The sequence below is a fragment of the Micromonospora sp. B006 genome (genome assembly GCF_003408515.1).
GTDB lineage: Bacteria > Actinomycetota > Actinomycetes > Mycobacteriales > Micromonosporaceae > Micromonospora > Micromonospora echinospora_A.
The window spans coordinates 1,846,347-1,864,215 of record NZ_CP030865.1; the positions used below are offsets into that span (position 1 = coordinate 1,846,347).

General features: G+C 73.7%; 16 protein-coding genes and 1 riboswitch. Of the genes, 6 read left to right on the forward strand and 10 right to left on the reverse strand.

The annotated features are described in order from the left end of the window. Together MicB006_RS08905 and MicB006_RS08910 are read right to left on the reverse strand one after the other, a co-directional pair. Entirely contained in the window at nt 1-510 is a 510-nt protein-coding gene (locus MicB006_RS08905) for a hypothetical protein (RefSeq protein ID WP_116505175.1), read from the reverse strand. 66 nt (nt 511-576) lie between these two features. After that, nucleotides 577-2,394 carry a glycerol-3-phosphate dehydrogenase/oxidase gene (locus tag MicB006_RS08910; protein WP_073829130.1) on the reverse strand — a complete coding sequence of 606 codons (1,818 nt, stop codon included), beginning with the start codon at nt 2,392-2,394 and terminating at the stop codon, nt 577-579. 68 nt (nt 2,395-2,462) lie between these two features. Between MicB006_RS08910 and MicB006_RS08915 the strand changes: the two genes are divergently transcribed. The 3 genes from MicB006_RS08915 to MicB006_RS08925 all read left to right on the forward strand — a co-directional run bounded on the left by MicB006_RS08915 (nt 2,463) and on the right by MicB006_RS08925 (nt 6,139). Next, complete coding sequence (locus MicB006_RS08915) at nt 2,463-4,877, forward strand: S8 family serine peptidase (RefSeq protein WP_116505177.1); 2,415 nt, start codon at nt 2,463-2,465, stop codon at nt 4,875-4,877. A 43-nt stretch (nt 4,878-4,920) separates the two neighbouring features. Next, a complete protein-coding gene (locus MicB006_RS08920) occupies nt 4,921-5,847 on the forward strand; it encodes a GNAT family N-acetyltransferase (protein ID WP_116505179.1) in 927 nt (308 codons plus the stop codon). Between the two features lie 70 nt (nt 5,848-5,917). After that, a complete protein-coding gene (locus MicB006_RS08925; protein ID WP_116505181.1) occupies nt 5,918-6,139 on the forward strand; it encodes a hypothetical protein in 222 nt (73 codons plus the stop codon). Between the two features lie 67 nt (nt 6,140-6,206). Here MicB006_RS08925 and groL read toward each other — a convergent pair whose 3' ends face one another. From groL to MicB006_RS08940, 3 genes are all read right to left on the reverse strand, one after another. Then, nucleotides 6,207-7,829 (reverse strand): chaperonin GroEL, encoded by a 1,623-nt coding sequence (groL, locus tag MicB006_RS08930; RefSeq protein WP_116505183.1) that lies wholly within the window; start codon nt 7,827-7,829, stop codon nt 6,207-6,209. Nucleotides 7,830-8,104: 275 nt separating this feature from the next. After that, complete coding sequence (locus MicB006_RS08935; protein WP_116505185.1) at nt 8,105-9,592, reverse strand: hypothetical protein; 1,488 nt, start codon at nt 9,590-9,592, stop codon at nt 8,105-8,107. A gap of 114 nt (nt 9,593-9,706) precedes the next feature. Continuing rightward, entirely contained in the window at nt 9,707-9,910 is a 204-nt protein-coding gene (locus MicB006_RS08940) for a cold-shock protein (protein ID WP_067305333.1), read from the reverse strand. Nucleotides 9,911-10,133: 223 nt separating this feature from the next. Here MicB006_RS08940 and MicB006_RS08945 point away from each other — a divergent pair, with 223 nt between their 5' ends. Next, nucleotides 10,134-10,649 (forward strand): GNAT family N-acetyltransferase, encoded by a 516-nt coding sequence (locus MicB006_RS08945; RefSeq protein ID WP_073829135.1) that lies wholly within the window; start codon nt 10,134-10,136, stop codon nt 10,647-10,649. 72 nt (nt 10,650-10,721) lie between these two features. Here the strand turns inward: MicB006_RS08945 and paaN are convergent, their stop codons facing one another. The 4 genes from paaN to MicB006_RS08965 form a co-directional block, all read right to left on the reverse strand. Further along, a complete protein-coding gene (paaN, locus tag MicB006_RS08950; protein ID WP_192900209.1) occupies nt 10,722-12,395 on the reverse strand; it encodes a phenylacetic acid degradation protein PaaN in 1,674 nt (557 codons plus the stop codon). A 52-nt stretch (nt 12,396-12,447) separates the two neighbouring features. Further along, entirely contained in the window at nt 12,448-13,467 is a 1,020-nt protein-coding gene (locus MicB006_RS08955) for a GNAT family N-acetyltransferase (protein WP_116505189.1), read from the reverse strand. Nucleotides 13,468-13,764: 297 nt separating this feature from the next. After that, nucleotides 13,765-15,054: a threonine synthase gene (thrC, locus tag MicB006_RS08960; RefSeq protein ID WP_116505191.1), complete on the reverse strand. Its 1,290-nt coding sequence runs from the start codon at nt 15,052-15,054 to the stop codon at nt 13,765-13,767. Between the two features lie 12 nt (nt 15,055-15,066). Further along, nucleotides 15,067-15,199, reverse strand: a riboswitch (SAM riboswitch). A gap of 72 nt (nt 15,200-15,271) precedes the next feature. Beyond that, nucleotides 15,272-16,246, reverse strand: coding sequence for a DMT family transporter (locus MicB006_RS08965; RefSeq protein ID WP_116505194.1), 975 nt, complete (start codon nt 16,244-16,246; stop codon nt 15,272-15,274). An 89-nt stretch (nt 16,247-16,335) separates the two neighbouring features. Here MicB006_RS08965 and MicB006_RS08970 point away from each other — a divergent pair, with 89 nt between their 5' ends. Beyond that, nucleotides 16,336-16,644 carry a helix-turn-helix transcriptional regulator gene (locus tag MicB006_RS08970; RefSeq protein WP_116505195.1) on the forward strand — a complete coding sequence of 103 codons (309 nt, stop codon included), beginning with the start codon at nt 16,336-16,338 and terminating at the stop codon, nt 16,642-16,644. 42 nt (nt 16,645-16,686) lie between these two features. Continuing rightward, a complete protein-coding gene (locus tag MicB006_RS08975; protein WP_116505197.1) occupies nt 16,687-17,328 on the forward strand; it encodes a DUF4232 domain-containing protein in 642 nt (213 codons plus the stop codon). A 55-nt stretch (nt 17,329-17,383) separates the two neighbouring features. On the opposite strand, the gene MicB006_RS08980 is transcribed toward MicB006_RS08975, so the two are convergent. Further along, nucleotides 17,384-17,833 (reverse strand): DoxX family protein, encoded by a 450-nt coding sequence (locus tag MicB006_RS08980; RefSeq protein ID WP_073829140.1) that lies wholly within the window; start codon nt 17,831-17,833, stop codon nt 17,384-17,386. Between the last annotated feature and the right edge of the window lie 36 nt (nt 17,834-17,869).

Consider the following 17,869-nt stretch of genomic DNA (forward strand, 5'->3'; position numbering starts at 1 on the left):
TCAGCCCTTGTCCTCGGCCGGCGTGGCCTGGGTGACGAGCAGCAGCACGTCGTAGGCCAGCTTCGGCTTCGGCTCGCCCGGGCAGTCCTGGATGGTGACGGTCAGGCCGGGCGGGACGAGCAGCGTCGACGTCAGCACCCCGATGCAGCCCTGCTTGTAGCTGCGGGCCTCGTCGGTCTCCTTCGCCAGCGCCGGGTCGGCGAGCATCCGCTGGAGCCGCCGGTTCTGCTCCGGGCTCAGCGTGCCGGTGGCGTCCACGCCGTCACCGGCGCAGTCGCGGCACTGCCAGCGGCCGGACGGGTCCACGTCGAGGTTGCGGATCGGGCCCTCGTCGCCGAGCTTCTGCACCAGGGAGACGCGCTTGCCGGCCGGGGTCGGGCTGGCCGTTCCCGCTGCTCCGGGCGTGGTGGCGCCTTCGGCCCGGCCGAAGGCGCATCCGGTCAGAGCGGTCGCCAGCAGGACGGCAGCGGACAGAGCGGAGACGCGCGACGACCATGATGGGCGGACCACGCGGGGAAACCTACACTTCCGTAGGTAGCGCGCACTACCGGCCGAGCGGACCGGGGTGGGGATCCCCTACCTGGGGGAGGCCGGAAGTTCAACGCCCGGGCCGTCGGTCCCTCGGTCTGCTGCGAATCCACGCACATCGGGCGCGCCGAGGCGGGCCGCGTCGGCCGCGATGTCGTCCGTCATGAGCTGCGACTCCCGCTCGGCCAGCACCCGCGCCCGGTAGTGGGCCACCTCCCGGTCCCGGGTCGCCGCGTCCCAGCCGAGCACCGCGCCCATCAGCTCCGCGGCGTGCTCCGCCGACTCCAGGCCGCGGTGGCTGGTCTCGATCGAGATCCGGGTACGCCGGGTGAGCACGTCCTCCAGGTGCAGCGCGCCCTCGGCGCGGGCGGCGTACGTCACCTCGGCGGCAAGGTATTCCGGCGCGCCGGCCAGCGGCGACCCGAGCAGCGGATCGGCGTCGACCAGGGCGAGCAGGTCCAGCGTGAGATTGCCGTAGCGCTCCAGCAGGTGCTCGACCACACCGACCGCGACTCCGTGCCGGCGGGCCAGGTCGGCCCGGTCCCGCCACAGGGCCGCGTACCCGTCGGCGCCCAGCAGCGGCAGGTCGGCGGTGCGCGAGGGGCGGACCTTGCCGAGCCGGTGCATCGCGCGGTCGACCACGTCCGAGGCCATCACCCGGTAGGTGGTGTACTTGCCGCCGGCCACCAGCAGCAGGCCGAGCATCGGCTCCACCACCGCGTGCTCGCGGGAGAGCTTGGAGGTGGAGTCCGCCTCGCCGGCCAGCAGCGGGCGCAGCCCGGCGTAGACGCCCTCGATGTCGGCGGTGGTCAGCGGCCGGTCCAGCACCTCGTTGACCTGCGACAGCAGGTATTCGATGTCGCTCGCGGTCGCGGCCGGGTGGGACCGGTCGAGCTGCCAGTCCGTGTCGGTGGTGCCGATGATCCAGTGCCCACCCCAGGGGATCACGAAGAGCACGCTCGTGGCGGTACGCAGGATCAGGCCGGTCTCGCCGACGATCGCCGACCGGGGCACCACCAGGTGCACCCCCTTGGAGGCCCGGACCCGCAGCTTGGGGCGGAGCCCGACGTCGTTGAGCATCCGCGACATGTCGTCGCTCCACACGCCGGTGGCGGCGATCACGGTGCGGGCGCGTACCTCGAACTCGGCGTCCGGCGAGCCGGCCGGCGCCTCCAGGTCGCGTACCCGCACGCCGGTGACCTCGCGGGCCTGACGGGTCAGGCCGACCGCGCGGGCGCTGGTCACCACAGTCGCGCCGAGGCTCGCCGCGGTGCGGGCCAGCGTCACCACGAGTCGGGCGTCGTCGACCTGACCGTCGTAGTAGCGGATCGCGCCGGCCAGCTTGTCCGGGCGCAGGCTCGGGAAGATCCGGCGGGTGCCCTCGCGACTCAGGTGCCGGTGCAGCGGCATCCCCCGCCCGCCGCCGAACACCCCGGCGAACGCGTCGTACGCGGCCACGCCGAGGCCGTAGTAGGAGCGGCGGAAGAACCGCCGCGGCAGGTCCCGCGCGCCGCCCTCGGCCGGGAGCGGCACCAGGATGGGCACGGGGCGGACCAGGTGCGGGGCGAGCCGGGTGGCGAGCAGTCCGCGTTCGGTCAGCGCCTCGTGAACCAGGTGGAACTCCAGCTGCTCCAGGTAGCGCAGGCCGCCGTGGATCAGCTTGCTGGACCGGCTGGAGGTGCCGGCAGCGTAGTCGCGCGCCTCCACCAGGGCGACCTTCAGCCCGCGGGACGCGGCGTCGAGCGCGGCGCCCGCCCCGGTCACCCCGCCACCGATGACCAGGACGTCGAACCGCTCGGCGCGGAGCCGGCGCAGGTCGTCGGCGCGGCGCTCGGCGGAGAGCTGACCGGCCACGGATCGGGACACATTGGGGTCGCGCACCCGTCCACGGTAACCGTCCCGGCCGCGCAACGACATGCGACGCCCGTACGGTGATGACCATGCTGACCGGCCCGCCGTTCGTGCCCGTACCACCGCCGCCGCCGCGCGAGACCGGGCCGTGGCCGGTCGTCGCGGCGGTGCTCACCGGGTTCTGGGTCGTGCTGGTGACCGTTCCGGGTCAGGTCGGCGGCTGGCTCGTCGAGCAGGTCGTGCTGGTCATGGGTCTGGACCGGGCGGTCGTGGTCTGGCCGGTGGTGGCGGTGGCCACCGTGCTGCTGGCCGGCGCGCCGTCGCTGGCGCTGGCGCTGGCCCCCCGCTCCCCCGCGCTGCGGGTGACCGGCCGCGCCTGGACCGCCGCCGTGGTCGCGCTCGGCGCGACGACGCTGCTGCGGACGGTGCCGCCGGTGCACCACGAGGCGTACCTGGCCGCGCTGGCGGTGACCGCCGCGGTGCTCGCGTTCGTCGCCGCCCGGCTCGCCCGCGTGCGCCCGCCCGTCGTCGTGGACGCGGTCCCGGAGGGCCGGTTCGGGACGGTGTCGCTGCTGGCGATCGCGGCCGGGCTGGCGCCGCTGCTGCCCTGGGCGTGGGTGGGCGCGCTGGGCGGAGCGCTGGAGACGGTGCTCGCCGGGCTGGCCGCCGCCGCGCTCGGCGCGCTCGCCGGGGCGCTGCTCGGCACCCGGTTCTGGGTCGCGTTCGGGCCCGGTCCGGCCCGGCTGGTGCTGGTCGGCGGCCTGGTCGCGGGCGTCGCGCTGACGCCGCTCGCGGCCGCCGCCGGGCAGTCCGGCGTACAACTGCCGGCCCTGTTCCTGCTGCCGCCGCTCGGTTTCGTGCTGGCCGCGCTGGAGGCGGCGGCCCGGCACGCGGGCCGGCCGGCCGGGCCGGCGCCGGTGCGCCGGCTGATCGGGCTGGCGCTGCTGGGGCCGCTGGCGTTCACCGACCCGGACGAGATCACTCTTCTGCTCGCCACCACCCGCGACACGCCGTTCTGGGTCGCCGTGGGCACCGGCGTCGCGTTCGCCGTCGCGGTCCTGCTCGCCCTCGGGTACGGCGTGCTGCTCGCCCGGCCCCGCGCCCGCGCGCCCCGGCGCGGCCCGGCCGCGCTCACCGCCGCCGCGCTGCTCGTCGCCGTCGCCGTGGTGTACGTGGTCCCCGGCCAGCCGGGCCTGCACGGCGAGCGGCTGCTCGTGGTGCTGCGCGAGCAGGCCGACCTGACCGGGTTGCCGGCCGGGTCGCCGGGGCGGGCCGGGCGGGACGCCCGGGCGACGGAGGTCTACCGGCGTCTGGTTGCCACCGCCGACCGCACCCAGGGCGACCTGCGCCGCACGCTGGCGGACATGCGACTGAACCCGACGCCGTACTACCTGGTCAACGCGATCGAGACGGACGGCGGGCCGGCGGTGCGCGCCTGGCTGTCCGGCCGGTCCGAGGTGGCCCGGGTGCTGGTCAGCCAGCGGCTGCGTCCGCTGCCCGCGCTCGCCCCGACGGCGGGCGGCGACGCCCCGGCGCCGCGCGGACCGGCCTGGAACATCTCGCTGATCGGGGCGGACCGGGTCTGGTCGGAGCTGGGCGTCACCGGCTCCGGCGTGGTGGTGGGCAGTTCCGACTCCGGAGTGGACGGCCGGCATCCGGCGCTGGCCAGCGGCTTCCGGGGCGGCGACGACTCCTGGTTCGACCCGTGGGAGGACCGCCGCGCCCCGGCCGACCGGGGTGGTCACGGCACCCACACGCTGGGCAGCGCGGTGGGCCGGGACGGCATCGGCGTGGCGCCGGGTGCGAGCTGGGTCGGCTGCGTCAACCTGGACCGCAACCTGGGCAGCCCGGCCCGCTACCTCGACTGTCTCCAGTTCATGCTGGCCCCGTTCCCGCCGGGCGGGAACCCGCTGACCGACGGCCGTCCCTCCCGCGCGCCGGACGTGCTCACCAACTCGTGGGGCTGCCCGCCGCTGGAGGGCTGTGATCCGGGGGCGCTGCGCCCGGCGACCGCCGCGCTGACCGCGGCCGGGATCCTGGTGGTGGCCGCCGCCGGCAACACCGGCCCGTCCTGCGGCTCGATCGTGGACCCGCCCGCGCCGTACCCGGACGTGCTGACCGTCGGGGCGGTGGACCGGCAGCGCCGCGTCACCGACTTCTCCAGCCGTGGCCCGGCGCCGGACGGTGTGGCCAAGCCGGATCTGGTCGCCCCGGGCGCGGCTGTGCTCTCCGCGATGCCCGGCGGCGGGTACGCCACTCTGGACGGCACCTCGATGGCGACGCCGCAGGTGGCGGGCGTGGTGGCGCTGATGTGGTCGGCGAATCCGGCGCTGGTCGGGGACCTGGAACGGACCCGGGCCATCCTGCGCGAGACCGCCGGCCCGGTCACGCAGCCCGCCGGGGCGGAGGCCTGCGGCGGTCCGCGGGACGTCTCCGGCGCCGGTCTGGTCGACGCGTACGCGGCCGTGCGCGCGGCCCGGGCGGCCGCTACCGGTTAACAACCCTGTCCATTGACCTGCCGATGCCCTACTGTCGGCGTCCATGGACGTGGAGATCATCGAGCTGGGCCGGGACCGGCTGCCCGAGATGGTCGAGCTGTGCCGCGAGTCGCTCGACCTGCCGGAGGACGCGCTCGAGGCGTCCGCGGTGGTGGTCACTGTGGCGGAGCGCGCCGAGGCCGGCCGATCCGTGCTGCGACTCGGCGCGGTACGCGACGGCGCGCTGATCGGGGTGCTCGTCGGGTCGCTGTCGGCCGCCGATCCGCGGCACGGCCACGTCGACCTGGTCGCGGTGGCCCCACGGGAGCGCCGCCAAGGCGTGGGTGGGGCGCTGCTGGCCGAGGCGGAGAGCCGGCTCGGCGCACTCGGCGCGGGCGAGGTGCTGCTCGCCGGCAACCCGCCGTACTACGCCTGGCCCGGAATCGACGTGCGCTACACCCCGGCGGTCTGCGCCGCGCAGCGGCTCGGTTACCGGCAGGACCGTACCGCCTGGAACATGACCGCCGAGCTGTCCGAGGGGTCGGCGGCGCTGCGTCCCACCGAGGCCGCCGAGCAGCGGCTGGCCGGGCGGGGCGTGACGGTACGCCGGGCCACCGCGGACGACCTGCCGGCGCTCACCGCGTTCGCCCGGTCCACGTTCGGCGGCGCCTGGGACGGCGAGCTGGCCGGTTCGGTCGGGCGGCCGGACGCAGGCGCGCACCTCGCCGAACGGGACGATGAGATCCTCGGTTTCGCCGCGTACGGGTCGGCCCGGCCGAGCTGGTTCGGTCCGATGGGTACCACGCCGGCGGCGGAGGGCTCCGGGATCGGCGGCGTGCTGTTGCGCCGTTGCCTGCGTGACCAGGCGGCGGCCGGGATCACCGCGGCGCAGATCGGCTGGGTGGGGCCGGTGCCGTTCTACTCGAACGCGGCCGGGGCCCGGATCGAGCGGGTGTTCTTCCTCTATCGGAAAGCCGTCAAAGGGGCATAGACGCCAATAGCGCCATTCAGCCTCCTTCGTCATCGACCGGGCTCTACGGTCGGGGCAGAGGAGGCGGTGCATGACCACGAATGACGAACGGTCCGAGGAACCGGCTGACGAGCTTCCCGGCCAGCTCCCGTTCGACCGGCTCGACATCGGCGACGCCGAGCAGCTCGCCGAGCTGACCGGCGCGGACCGGCCGCCGGTGGAGGAGCCACGGCAGCCGGTGGACGAGCCGCGGCGGCTGCCGCCGTACGACCGGACGCACAAGCGGCGCAACCAGCGCCCGCTGCCCACCTGACACGCACGCGGAAAGGGGCGGACCGCTGACGCGGCCCGCCCCTTCGGCGTACTGGGTGGAGCTGGACTCAGAAGTCCATCTCCCCGCCACCCGGACCAGCCGGGGCGGCCGGGGTCTTCTCCGGCTTGTCCGCCACGACGGCCTCGGTGGTGAGGAACAGCGCGGCGATCGAGGCGGCGTTCTGCAGCGCGGAACGCGTCACCTTGGCCGGGTCGATGATGCCCGCGGCCAGCAGGTCGACGTACTCGCCGGTCGCGGCGTTGAGGCCGTGACCCGGGTCGAGGTTGCGGACCCGCTCGACGACGACGCCACCCTCCATGCCGGCGTTGACGGCGATCTGCCGCAGCGGGGCGTCCAGCGCGATCTTGACGATCTGCGCGCCGGTCGCCTCGTCACCGGCGAGGTCCAGCTTGTCGAAGGCGGTCTTGCCGGCCTGCACCAGCGCGACGCCACCACCCGGGACGATGCCCTCCTCGACGGCGGCCTTCGCGTTGCGGACGGCGTCCTCGATGCGGTGCTTGCGCTCCTTCAGCTCGACCTCGGTGGCCGCGCCGACCTTGATCACCGCAACACCGCCGGCCAGCTTGGCCAGACGCTCCTGCAGCTTCTCCCGGTCGTAGTCGGAGTCGCTCTTGTCGATCTCGGCCCGGATCTGGTTCACCCGGCCCTGGATCTGCTCGGCGTCGCCGGCACCGTCGACGATGGTGGTCTCGTCCTTGGTCACCACGACCTTGCGGGCACGGCCCAGCATCTCGAGGCCGGTGGCGTCCAGCTTCAGGCCGACCTCCTCGCTGATGACCTGGCCACCGGTGAGGATGGCGATGTCGGTCAGCATGGCCTTGCGGCGGTCACCGAAGCCCGGCGCCTTGACGGCGACCGACTTGAAGGTGCCACGGACCTTGTTGACCACCAGGGTGGCCAGGGCCTCGCCCTCCAGGTCCTCGGCGATGATCAGCAGCGGCTTGCCCGACTGCATGACCTTCTCCAGGATCGGGAGCAGGTCCTTCACCGACGAGATCTTGCTGTTGACGATCAGGATGTACGGGTCGTCGAAGACGGCCTCCATACGCTCCGGGTCGGTCATGAAGTAGGCGGAGATGTAGCCCTTGTCGAAGCGCATGCCCTCGGTGAGCTCGAGCTCCAGGCCGAAGGTGTTGCTCTCCTCGACGGTGATGACACCTTCCTTGCCCACCTTGTCCATCGCCTCGGCGATGATCTCGCCGACGCTGGGGTCGCCGGCGGAGATGGAGGCGGTGGAGGCGATCTGCTCCTTGGTCTCCACGTCCTTGGCGAGCTTGAGCAGCTCCTCCGAGACGCTGGCCACGGCCGCCTCGATGCCCCGCTTCAGGGCCATCGGGTTGGCGCCGGCGGCCACGTTGCGCAGGCCCTCACGAACCAGGGCCTGGGCCAGGACGGTCGCCGTCGTCGTGCCGTCACCGGCGACGTCGTCGGTCTTCTTCGCGACCTCCTTGACCAGCTCGGCGCCGATCTTCTCGTACGGGTCCTCGAGCTCGATCTCCTTGGCGATGCTCACACCATCGTTGGTGATGGTGGGGGCACCCCACTTCTTCTCGAGCACGACGTTGCGGCCCTTGGGGCCGAGCGTCACCTTCACGGCGTCGGCGAGCTGGTTCATGCCCCGCTCGAGGCCGCGGCGCGCCTCTTCGTCGAACGCGATCATCTTGGCCATACGGCGTTGTCCTCCTGGACACTCACGGGCCACCCGGGATGCCCGGATGGGCCGTCTGGTGTACGCACCTTGGGGACGTCGCCACCTGGCGACGACGACGTCTCCTCGGTCGGGCCGGACAGCCCGCGACGACCGGCCCCGTACCGCTCCGGCGCCACCTGGGACACCGATGCGGCCGTGGCCCTACCGCCCCGACCTTCTGGCACTCACCGTATGCGAGTGCCAATGACTTGTTTAGCACTCTCCCTAGCCGAGTGCAAGCACGACCGCCCCGCTCAGCCGAGTTCCGCAGCCAGCTGGGCCGCGGTCACCGGGCCTTCCTGGGCCCGCTGCTCGGCGTACGTGACGACCAGCCCGACCTGCTGCGCCAGGTAGGTCGGAGCCGCCACCACGGCGCTGAGAACGGTGATCGTCACCGCGCCGATCGCGGTGCCCACGGCACCCATCGGATCGACCCCGAACAGCTCCACGTTGATCCCGGCCAGCACGACGTCCAGCAGCGTCGCCGCGACCAGCGCCGCCACCACCAGCATGACCCGGCCCAGCACCATGCCGAACCGGCTGTGGAACATCTGCCACGACCGCCCGACCGGATCCCGCCGCTCGAACAGGTAGACCGGACCGAAGAGGGCGAGCGCGAGCGCGGCGTAGAGGCCGGGCAGCAGACAGAAGCAGGCGCCGAGCGTGACCAGCAGCGACACCACGATGGTCCAGCCCCAGAGGCCGAGGGCACGGCTCAGCCCGTACCGGAAGGCGGCACCGAGCCCGGCCGGCTGACCGGCCGCCTGCCGGGCGATCACCCAGGTGCCCGCCGCCCAGCCCATCGCCTGGAGCGCGCCGAAGATCAGCCCGGCGAACAGGATCGCGCCGTAGAAGCCGAGCGTCTTCGCCCAGAAGCCCTCCGGCAGCGCCGGCGCGCCGTTCGACGCGGTCGTCATCTGCCCGTCGGGGCTGATGATCAGCGTGAGGACGCCGATCACCGTCGCCGGGACGACCTGGGTGAGCAGCACGATCGGCAGGAGCTGCCGCCAGCCGCGCCGCAGCGCCCCCCAGCAACGGGCGAACCAGGGACCGATGCCCGCGTGCGGCGGGTTGACGAGCGGGTCCTGCGGGTCGATGCCGGGAAACCAGCCGGCGTACGCCCCGGAGCCGCCGGGCACCGGGTAGGCGGCGCCGGGCATCGGCGAAGCCGAGTATCCGCCCCAGCCCGCCTGCGGAGCACCAGCCGGGTAGCCCGGCGTCGTGGGGTGGCCGGGAGGCGGGGCGGCACCTGGCGCGGTCCAGCCGGACGGGCCGCCCCAGCCCGGGTTCGGTGTGCCATAGCCCGAGGGCGAGGTACCGCCAGTCGTGCCCCACCCCGGCGTCGGCGTGCCGTCCGGCGTGCTCCAGCCCGAAGGCGGGGTGCCGCCCGGTGCGTTCCAGCCCGAGGGCGGGGTGCCGTGCGGCGCGGCCTGGCCCGGCGGGTTCGTGGCGGGCGCGTTCCAGCCGGCCGGGTCGCCCCCACCGGGCGGCGTGGCCGGGTCGGGCGGGTCCGGGTGGGCCGGCTGCGCGCCGTACCCGGGTTGTTGCGGAATGCTCGGGCCGTGGCCGGTCTGATCGGCCCACGGATCGGCGGGCGGCGGGCCGGGAGCGGGCACGGACGGCCCGGCGCTCCCCGACGAGGCCGGATCGGTGGCCGCAGGCGGGGGCGCGGTCGGGTCGGCCGGAGGGCCGGACGGCGTCGGCGGCACCGGTTCGGAACCCGGCGGAGGCAGATCGGACATGGGCCCTCCTCAGCGGCTACGGCTGGAACGGCTCTCGATCTTCCACTGTGCGCGCTCGCGCCACAGCCCTCCGATCGGCGGACCCGGCTGCGGAACCGCCCGGCGGGGCGGAGGTCAGGCGATGACGCGGACCCGCTCGGCCTGCGGGCCCTTCTGCCCCTGCGCGATCTCGAACTCGACCCGCTGGCCGTCGTCCAGTGCCTTGTAGCCGTCCATCTCGATCGCGGAGAAGTGGACGAAGACGTCCTGCCCGCCGTCGACGGCGATGAAGCCGTAGCCCTTTTCGGAGTTGAACCACTTCACGGTGCCCTGTGCCACGGTGCACTTCCTCACTCTGCGCGGCGTTCCAACACCCGGGAACCGGCGGACCGGCACCGGTGGCGCACCGGTTCGGCGATCGGCGACCGTCGCTGAATTCGGTGACCGAAATCGCACGCTACACGAGGCGTGACGACGGCGCACGACCACAAACCGGACATATTCCGGGCGGTCCCCGGCCCCGGTCACACGCCTTCGCCGGCCCGTCCGGTATGCATGCGGCATGACCAGCGCGCCCACCACGACCATCGTTCGCCGGGTCCGGCCGACCGACGCCGCCCGGATGCGGGCGCTGCGGCTGGAGATGCTGGCCGACTCCCCGCTGGCCTTCCTGGAGACGGTCGCCGAGGCCGCCGCCCGGCCGCACGCGGAGTTCGCGGCCCGGATCGCGGCCGTCTCCCGGGGCGACCACACCGCCCAGTTCGTGGCCGATCCGGGCGGTCGGCTGGTCGGCCACGCCGGTGGTACGGCCGCGCCGGACGAGCCGGGCCTGACGCTCGTCTACGCGGTCTACGTGACACCGGCGCGGCGGGGCAGCGGCCTGCTCGCCGCGCTCGTCGACGAGGTGTCGGCCTGGTCGCGCGCCTGCGGGCGCCCCGAGCTGATGATGGAGGTGGTGGTCGGCAACGACCGTGCCTACCGGGCCTACCAGAAGCTGGGCTTCGTGGACACCGGGGTACGGGTGCCGCACCCCCGGATCCCCCGCCTCTACGAACTCCAGATGCGCCGCCCCGCGTGAGGCGCCGACCGGGCGCAGTTGTTAATAAGGGGCCCCTCCTCTACCGGAGGCGTTAAGAAGGGGCCCCTCCTTTCAGGAGTGGCGGCGGCTCTGGACGATGCGGAACCGGTTCGCCACGTACGCGCCGTCGGTGAGCGCCGAGTTGGCCGCCGCGTTCGCGCCGGAGCCGTGGAAGTCGGAGAACGCCGCCGACTGGTTGACGAACACCCCGCCGGTGAGGTTGCAGGACAGGTGCACGCCGGCGTCGATGGCCGCCTTCTCGGCCTCGTCCAGCACCGCCTCGTCGGTGGAGTAGACGCCCGCTGTCAGCGCGCCCTTCTCGCCCACCGTCTCGCGCAGGATGCGCAGGCTGTGCTCGGTCGAGTCGGTCGCGATGGCGAACGAGATCGGCCCGAACCACTCCCGCGAGTAGGTGGCGGTGTCGGCCGCGTCCAGCTTCACCACCGTCGGCGTACGCACCACCGCGCCGGGGAAGGACGGGTGCTCGACGACACGCGACTCCAGCACCGGCTCGCCGACCTTGGTGACCTCGTCCAGCCGCTCCAGCACGCCGTCGTTGACGATCGCGCCGGTCAGCTCGACGCCCCGGGCCGGGTCGGCGGTGAGCTTGGCGACCGCACCCGCGATCCCGGCGGCCACCTCGTCGAAGCTCTTGTGCCCCTGGTCGGTGGAGATGCCGTCGCGCGGGATCAGCAGATTCTGCGAGGTGGTGCACATCTGGCCGCTGTAGAGCGTGAGCGTGAAGCCCAGGTTGCGGCAGAGCCCGGCGAAGTCGTCGGTGGAGTCGATCACCACCGTGTTCAGGCCGGCCTTCTCGGTGTAGACGGCCGCCTGCCGGGCGTTCGCCTCAAGCCAGTCGCCGTACTCGGTGGAGCCGGTGAAGTCGACGATCTTCACGGCCGGGTCCAGGGCCAGCGTGGTGGCGAGCTTCTCGCCGGGCCCCTCGGGCGCCAGCTGCACCAGGTTCGGGTCGAACCCGGCCTCGGCGAGCACCTCGCGGGCGTACTTCACGGTGACCGCCAGCGGCAGCACCGCGCGCGGGTGCGGCTTGACCACCACCGGGTTGCCGGTGGCCAGCGAGGCGAACAGGCCGGGGTACGAGTTCCAGGTGGGGAACGTGTTGCAGCCGATGACCAGCGCGACCCCACGCGGCACCACGTGGAACGTCTTGGTCATCCGCAGCGGGTCGCCCTTGCCGGCGGCCTTCTCCCACCCGGCGGTCCCCGGGTGGCGGGTCATTTCGGCGTACGCGTAGGCGACCGCCTCCAGGGCGCGGTCCAGCGCGTGCGCGCCACCGGCCTGGAACGCCATCACGAACGCCTGGCCGCTGGTGAACTGCACCGCGTTCGCCAGCTCGAAGATGTTCCCGTGCAGCCGGGCGAGGATCTCCAGGCAGACGCCCACCCGGGCCTGCGGGCCGGCGTCGCGCCAGGCGGGCAGCGCGGCGCTCGCGGCGGACACCAGCTGGTCGGCGCTCGCGTGCGGGTAGCGCCCGTCCAGCGCCACGCCGAACGGGCTGGCCTCGGTCGCCACGGTGGTGCCGTCACCGGCCTGGTCCAGCGGGAAGTCGCCGCCCAGGTACGCCTCGAAGGCGGCCTTGCCGTCGGCGGCGGCGGTCTCGCCGTACACCCGGGGGCTGGGTGACTCGGGGTAGGCCGACCAGTACCCGCGCTCCGCGATGGCGGTCAGCGCCCGGTCGAGGGTCTCGCGGTGCCTGTCGTACAGGGGGTGCGGGGTCTCCGTCATGCCCGCCATCATGCAACAGTCAGGCACCAGATCAGTAGGGGCGTGTCACAACTCAGATCGTCAGCTGCCAGTCGACGGAACCGGCGGCGGGGCGGAAGCCGAGCCGCTCGTTGATCGCGATCATGTGGCGGTTCGCCGCCGCGTTCCAGGTGTCGACGGCCCGCAACGCCGGTTCGTGCGCCAGCGCGTACTCCAGGTTGCCGGCCTTGCAGAGCAGGCCGAGCCGGTGGCCGCGGTGGTCGGGGTCGACGAGGGTGATCTCCTGCCAGGCGTGGTCGGTGCTGCCCGCGTCCAGGCCGAGCTGGGTCCAGCCGACCAGCCTGCCGGTCGCCTCGTGCACCACGCCGGTGTTGTACCGGCGTACGCCCCGGGCATCAAGCGCCCGCTCCGCGTCCCGCACCCGCGCCGCGTCCATCTGCTCCGGCTCCCAGTCCAGCTCACCCATCGGCGCGTCGAGCAGCAGCCGGCCCTGGAGGTGGGCGACGTCCGCGACGTACTCCTCGGGGGCGTGGTCGCGCCACCGCACCGGCCGGTAACCGGTGGCCGCGGCGCGGGCCGCGGCCAGCAGCGCGCCCAGCTGGTCGCGGTCGAGCCCGGTCACGTCGAGGCGGCGGCGGACGTCGGCCAGCGCCGGTTTGGCGCCCAGGGCGGCGGCGAACGCGGCGCCAGGGAAGACCCGGTCCTCCTCGCCGGGCAGCGCGGCGGTGGTCGAGCCGACAAGGCGTTTGCCGCCGTGCTCGCGGAGCAGCCGCACGCCGTGCTCGTGCAGCAAGCGGCCGATGCCGCGCCGCCGGTACGCCGGGTCGACGGTCAGTTCGACGGTCGCGTTCTCGGTGTTCTCGATCGTGTGCAGGTGCAGCCGGAGCCAGCCCACCGGCAGGCCGTTCAGGCGGGCGACGAGCCAGCGTCCCTCGATGCCGGGCATCGGGTGCGACAGCAGCGCCTCGAAGCGGCGGCGGCAGGTCGGCGGAAGGTCCGGCTCGTCGACGGCCTGGGCGGCGCAGGCGATCCGGTACGCCGCGTCGAGCGTCTGCCGGTCGGCGGGATCCAGCGGTGTCACGGTCAGCGTCATGTCACCCAGGGTGCGCCGGACACAGCGAAGAGGCCAGCGGTTTCCGCTGGCCTCTTCGGACGTTGGTCGGGAGGGACGTCCGCACAACGCCTCCGGCGTTGGGTCGCAAGAACTTGAAAAGTCTCCGGCGGATGCCCTCCCGCACGAAGCATCTTGCGCCGTCCGGTTCCTGCCGTCAAGTCCTTGACGGTGGTTTTCTGGCACTCACCGCACATCACCGGTTACCCACCGGTCTCCCCCGATCCCCCACTCGGGCGAGCCGCGCATCCCCCACCCGGCCGAGGTGCCGGCTCCGGGTCAGGACAGCAGGTCGGCGTCCCGGGCGGCGGGCAGGGACGGCTTGATGCGGTGGGTGGGCCCGACCTGCGCGGCCACCGCGTCGAGCGTCTTCAGGCCCTCGCCGGTGTTGAACACGACAGTCTCGGCGGCCGGGTCGAGCCGGCCCGACTCGACCAGCTTGCGCAGCACCGCGACCGTCACGCCGCCCGCCGTCTCGGCGAACACCCCGGTGGTACGGGCGAGCAGCCGGATGCCGTCACGGATCTCGTCGTCGTCGGCGTAGTCCATCCAGCCGCCGGTGCGCCGCACCGCCTCCAGCGCGTACAGCCCTGCGGCCGGGTCGCCGATGTTCAGCGACTTGGCGATGCCGGTCGGCTTGACCGGCGTGATCGTGTCGGTGTCGCCGTGCAGCGCGGTGGCGATCGGGTTGCAGCCGGCCGACTGCGCGCCGAACACCTTCCAGCCGCCGGCCGGAGCCTCGACCAGCCCGATCTCGACCAGCTCGGAGAACGCCTTGTCAATCTTGGTGAGCAGCTCGCCGCTGGCCATCGGGATGACCACCTGGGCCGGGATCCGCCAGCCGAGCTGCTCGGCCACCTCGTAGCCGAGCGTCTTGGAGCCCTCCGCGTAGTAGGGCCGGACGTTCACGTTGACGAACGCGGTGTCCTCGAACTCGTCGGTCTCCACCAGCTCGCCGCAGAGCCGGTTCACGTCGTCGTACGAGCCGTCGATGGCGACCAGGTCACCGCCGTAGACAGCGGTGGTGACGACCTTGCCCTGCTCCAGGTCGCCAGGGATGAAGACGATCGACGGCACCCCGGCCCGGGCCGCGTGCGCGGCGACGGAGTTGGCGAGGTTGCCGGTGGACGCGCAGGCGTACCGGGTGAAGCCGAGCTGCCGGGCCGCGGTGAGCGCCACCGAGACGACCCGGTCCTTGAACGAGTGGGTGGGGTTCGCGCTGTCGTCCTTCACCCAGAGCGGGGCGCTGAGCCCCAGCTCGGCGGCGAGGTGCGGGGCGGCGACGAGCGGGGTCAGCCCCGGGTCGAGCGTGACCCGGGTGGCCGGGTCCTGACCGGCCGGCAGCAGGGCCGCGTACCGCCAGATGTTGGCCGGGCCGGCCTCGATCTGCGCACGGGTGACGGTGGCCAGCGCGGCGGTGTCGTAGTCGACCTCCAGCGGCCCGAAACACTCGTAGCAGGCGTGCTGGGCGGCCAGCGGGTAGCGCGCCGAACAGGCACGGCAGACCAGGGCGCGGGCCGGGCTGAGGGTGGTGTCGATGCCGGTTTCGGCGGGAAGCGTCGACGTCATGTCGAGGATTTCCTCTCATCTTTCCCCGCATCGCCGGGTGCGGCGGGGACGGAATTGGCACCTGCCCGCTGTCGCTCGTCGTCGAGCGTGCGGGTGGTTGCCGGGGCGTCGTCGGGCCGTATCCCTCAGCCCCTCTGGATGAGGTATTCAGTTGTGCCGCCGAGTCTATGCGCTGCTCACGGGCGCGCCACCTGGGGATCCCACGCTGTGGGCCGGCTCAACGTCCGACCACCGCGGCCGGTTCCACCACCGCGGGCCGGTCCACCACCGCGAGCGGCTGCGGCGCCGTCGTGGTCACCGCCGCCGAGCGGGTACGGGTGACGAGGTTCGCGGCCACCAGGGCGGCGATGGTCAGCCCGGCGCCCACCAGCTCGACCGGTACCGGCCGGTACCCGCGCAGGATCTGCACCGCGAACGTGACCACCGGCACCAGGTTCATGAACAACGCGGCGTCGGCCGGGCCGAGTCGCCGTACGCCGGTGTTCCAGGCCAGCACCGCGAGGACGGCGGCGATCAGCACCGCGTACGCCAGTTGGGGGGCGACCGCGACGAGGTCGGCGGCGGCCGGCGCGTGCTGGAGCCCGGTGAGGTCGGCGACCGCGCTGGCGGCGAGCATGGCGAGCATGCCCGTGACGGCGGTCATGGTGGTGTAACGCAGCGCGGACCACTCGGGGAACCGGCTCGCGCCGTGCGTGTAGAAGGCCCAGCCGATCACCGCGCCCAGCATGAGCAGCCCGCCGACGCCGAACTGCCCGAGTCCGTCCAGCCGGCCGCGGGTGATCACCAGGCCGACGCCGATCAGGGCGACCAGGGCCAGAGCGAACAGCGCCGGGCGGGGGCGTACGCCGTCGCGCGCCCAGCGGACCAGCTGGGTGATCAGCGGCACCGTGGCGCCGAACAGCGCGATCTGCTGCGGGGTGGCATGGCCGAGGGCCAGGTTCGTCAGCGTGTTGAAGCCGGCGAAGCCGAGGGCGCCGAGCAGCCACACCTCGACGCCGCGCCGCTGGGTGGCAAGCGCGGCCACCCCCTCGCGGGCCAGCAGCAGGGCGACCAGGACGGCGGTGGCGAGGACGTACCGGGCGGTGGTCAGGTTGAGAGCGTCCACCCGGGTCAGCGCGCTCGCGAGCACGGGGAACATCACGCCCCAGCTGAGCACCGCGAAGATCGGGAAAGCGGCGGAACGGAAACGCATCCCAGCTCCTATGTTCGAGTATCGTCGAACCAACGGCACGACTCTAGGAGCTTGTTCGATGGTTGTCGAACATAGGTTATCGTAGTCACATGGAGCTGCACGAACCCGAGCTGCGCGAGGTCCCGGTCACCGCCGTGCTGGCGGCGCTGGCCGACGACGTCCGGCTGCGGATCGTGCGCGCGCTCGCGCCGGGCGGGGAACACGCCTGCGGCTCGTTCGAGTTCGGCGTCTCCAAGGCCACCCGCAGCCACCACCTCAAGGTGCTGCGCGAGGCGGGCCTGACCCGTACCCGCATCGCCGGCACCACCCGGTACGTGCGGCTGCGCCGCGACGAGCTGGACCGCCTCTACCCGGGCCTGCTCGATGCCGTCCTCACCGCGCCCGCCCGGCCGGAATGATCGGCGCCCCCGCCGCTCCCGGCGGGGTGACATGATCGCCTGATGCGGAAGGCGGCGGCCCGGATCGGGCTCCTCACCGGCGCGACGCTGCTCGCCGGCTGCACGCCGGCGCCGGCCCCTGTCGACGGGCTGCCGTCGGCGCCGCCCCGGCCCGGCGCCGAGGCCGCCCCGCCCACCACCGCCGCCTGCTCCCCGGAGGGCATCCGGATCACCGGGCTCGGGGTGAGCGCGGCGATGGGGCTGCGCGCGATGGGCCTGGACCTGGTCAACTGCGGCGATCGCCCGTACGAGCTGCGCGGCTATCCGGCGGTCACGCTCCGGGACGCCGACGGGGACCCGATCCGGGTGCGGATCATCCCGGGCGCCGCGCCGATCACCTCCGGCTTCGACGACCCGCCCACCCGGATCGTGCTGGCGCCGGGCGAACGGGCCGGCGCGGCGCTGATCTGGCGCAACCTCGTCACCGACGCAACAGTGGTGGCCACCGCGGGCACGGAGCTCGACGTCGCCCCGTCGACCGGCCGGCCGGCGTACCCGGTCGCGCTGGACGGGCCGATCGACCTCGGGAACACCGGTCGGCTCGGCGTCAGCGCCTGGAAGCGCCGCGACGGCGCCCCGGCGACGCAGGCGCCCCCGCGGTCCGATCCACCGGCCCCCTCGACCTCGCCGGTCAACCCGCTCTGACACGGATCGCGGTACGGAAGCGCCCTCCCGTACCGCGATCCCGTCGGGCGGCGGATCAGACCGGGACCGAGGCGGGCGACGCGGGGGCGGGCTCGGCCGGGGCGGCGCGGCGACGGGCGAGCAGCGCGTCCAGCGCCCAGTTTCCCGGGCCGAGCACGGCGACCAGCAGGAACGACCAGCAGAAGAGCGCGGCCAGCTCGCCGCCGTTCTCCAACGGCAGCAGGTGTTGCGGCTGGTGCACCACGAAGTACGCGTACGCCATCGAGCCGGAGGCGAGCAGCGCGGCCGGACGGGTGAGCAGGCCGACGAGCACCAGCACGCCGCAGACGAGCTGGATCAGGGCCGCCCACCAGCCGGGCCAGGTGCCGAGCGGGATGGCCTCGCCGGAGCCCCGGTTGCCGCCGAAGACGCCGAATATCGACGCCGCGCCGTGGCATAGGAACAGCACCCCCACAACCACGCGGAAGAGGGACAGGACAGGGCCGCTGAGCTGGGTCGGAATCATGTGTGACCTCCTGGGGCGAGTGCTTGACGGCTCCAG

Bases quoted from the DNA above. Each gene is read 5' to 3' on its own strand.
- MicB006_RS08915 (WP_116505177.1), top strand. From the start codon at position 2,463: ATGACCATGCTGACCGGCCCGCCGTTCGTGCCCGTACCACCGCCGCCG.
- MicB006_RS08920 (WP_116505179.1), top strand. From the start codon at position 4,921: ATGGACGTGGAGATCATCGAGCTGGGCCGGGACCGGCTGCCCGAGATG.
- MicB006_RS08925 (WP_116505181.1), top strand. From the start codon at position 5,918: ATGACCACGAATGACGAACGGTCCGAGGAACCGGCTGACGAGCTTCCC.
- groL (WP_116505183.1), bottom strand. From the start codon at position 7,829: ATGGCCAAGATGATCGCGTTCGACGAAGAGGCGCGCCGCGGCCTCGAG.
- MicB006_RS08935 (WP_116505185.1), bottom strand. From the start codon at position 9,592: ATGTCCGATCTGCCTCCGCCGGGTTCCGAACCGGTGCCGCCGACGCCG.
- MicB006_RS08945 (WP_073829135.1), top strand. From the start codon at position 10,134: ATGACCAGCGCGCCCACCACGACCATCGTTCGCCGGGTCCGGCCGACC.
- paaN (WP_192900209.1), bottom strand. From the start codon at position 12,395: ATGACGGAGACCCCGCACCCCCTGTACGACAGGCACCGCGAGACCCTC.
- MicB006_RS08955 (WP_116505189.1), bottom strand. From the start codon at position 13,467: ATGACGCTGACCGTGACACCGCTGGATCCCGCCGACCGGCAGACGCTC.
- thrC (WP_116505191.1), bottom strand. From the start codon at position 15,054: ATGACGTCGACGCTTCCCGCCGAAACCGGCATCGACACCACCCTCAGC.
- MicB006_RS08965 (WP_116505194.1), bottom strand. From the start codon at position 16,246: ATGCGTTTCCGTTCCGCCGCTTTCCCGATCTTCGCGGTGCTCAGCTGG.
- MicB006_RS08970 (WP_116505195.1), top strand. From the start codon at position 16,336: ATGGAGCTGCACGAACCCGAGCTGCGCGAGGTCCCGGTCACCGCCGTG.
- MicB006_RS08975 (WP_116505197.1), top strand. From the start codon at position 16,687: ATGCGGAAGGCGGCGGCCCGGATCGGGCTCCTCACCGGCGCGACGCTG.
- MicB006_RS08980 (WP_073829140.1), bottom strand. From the start codon at position 17,833: ATGATTCCGACCCAGCTCAGCGGCCCTGTCCTGTCCCTCTTCCGCGTG.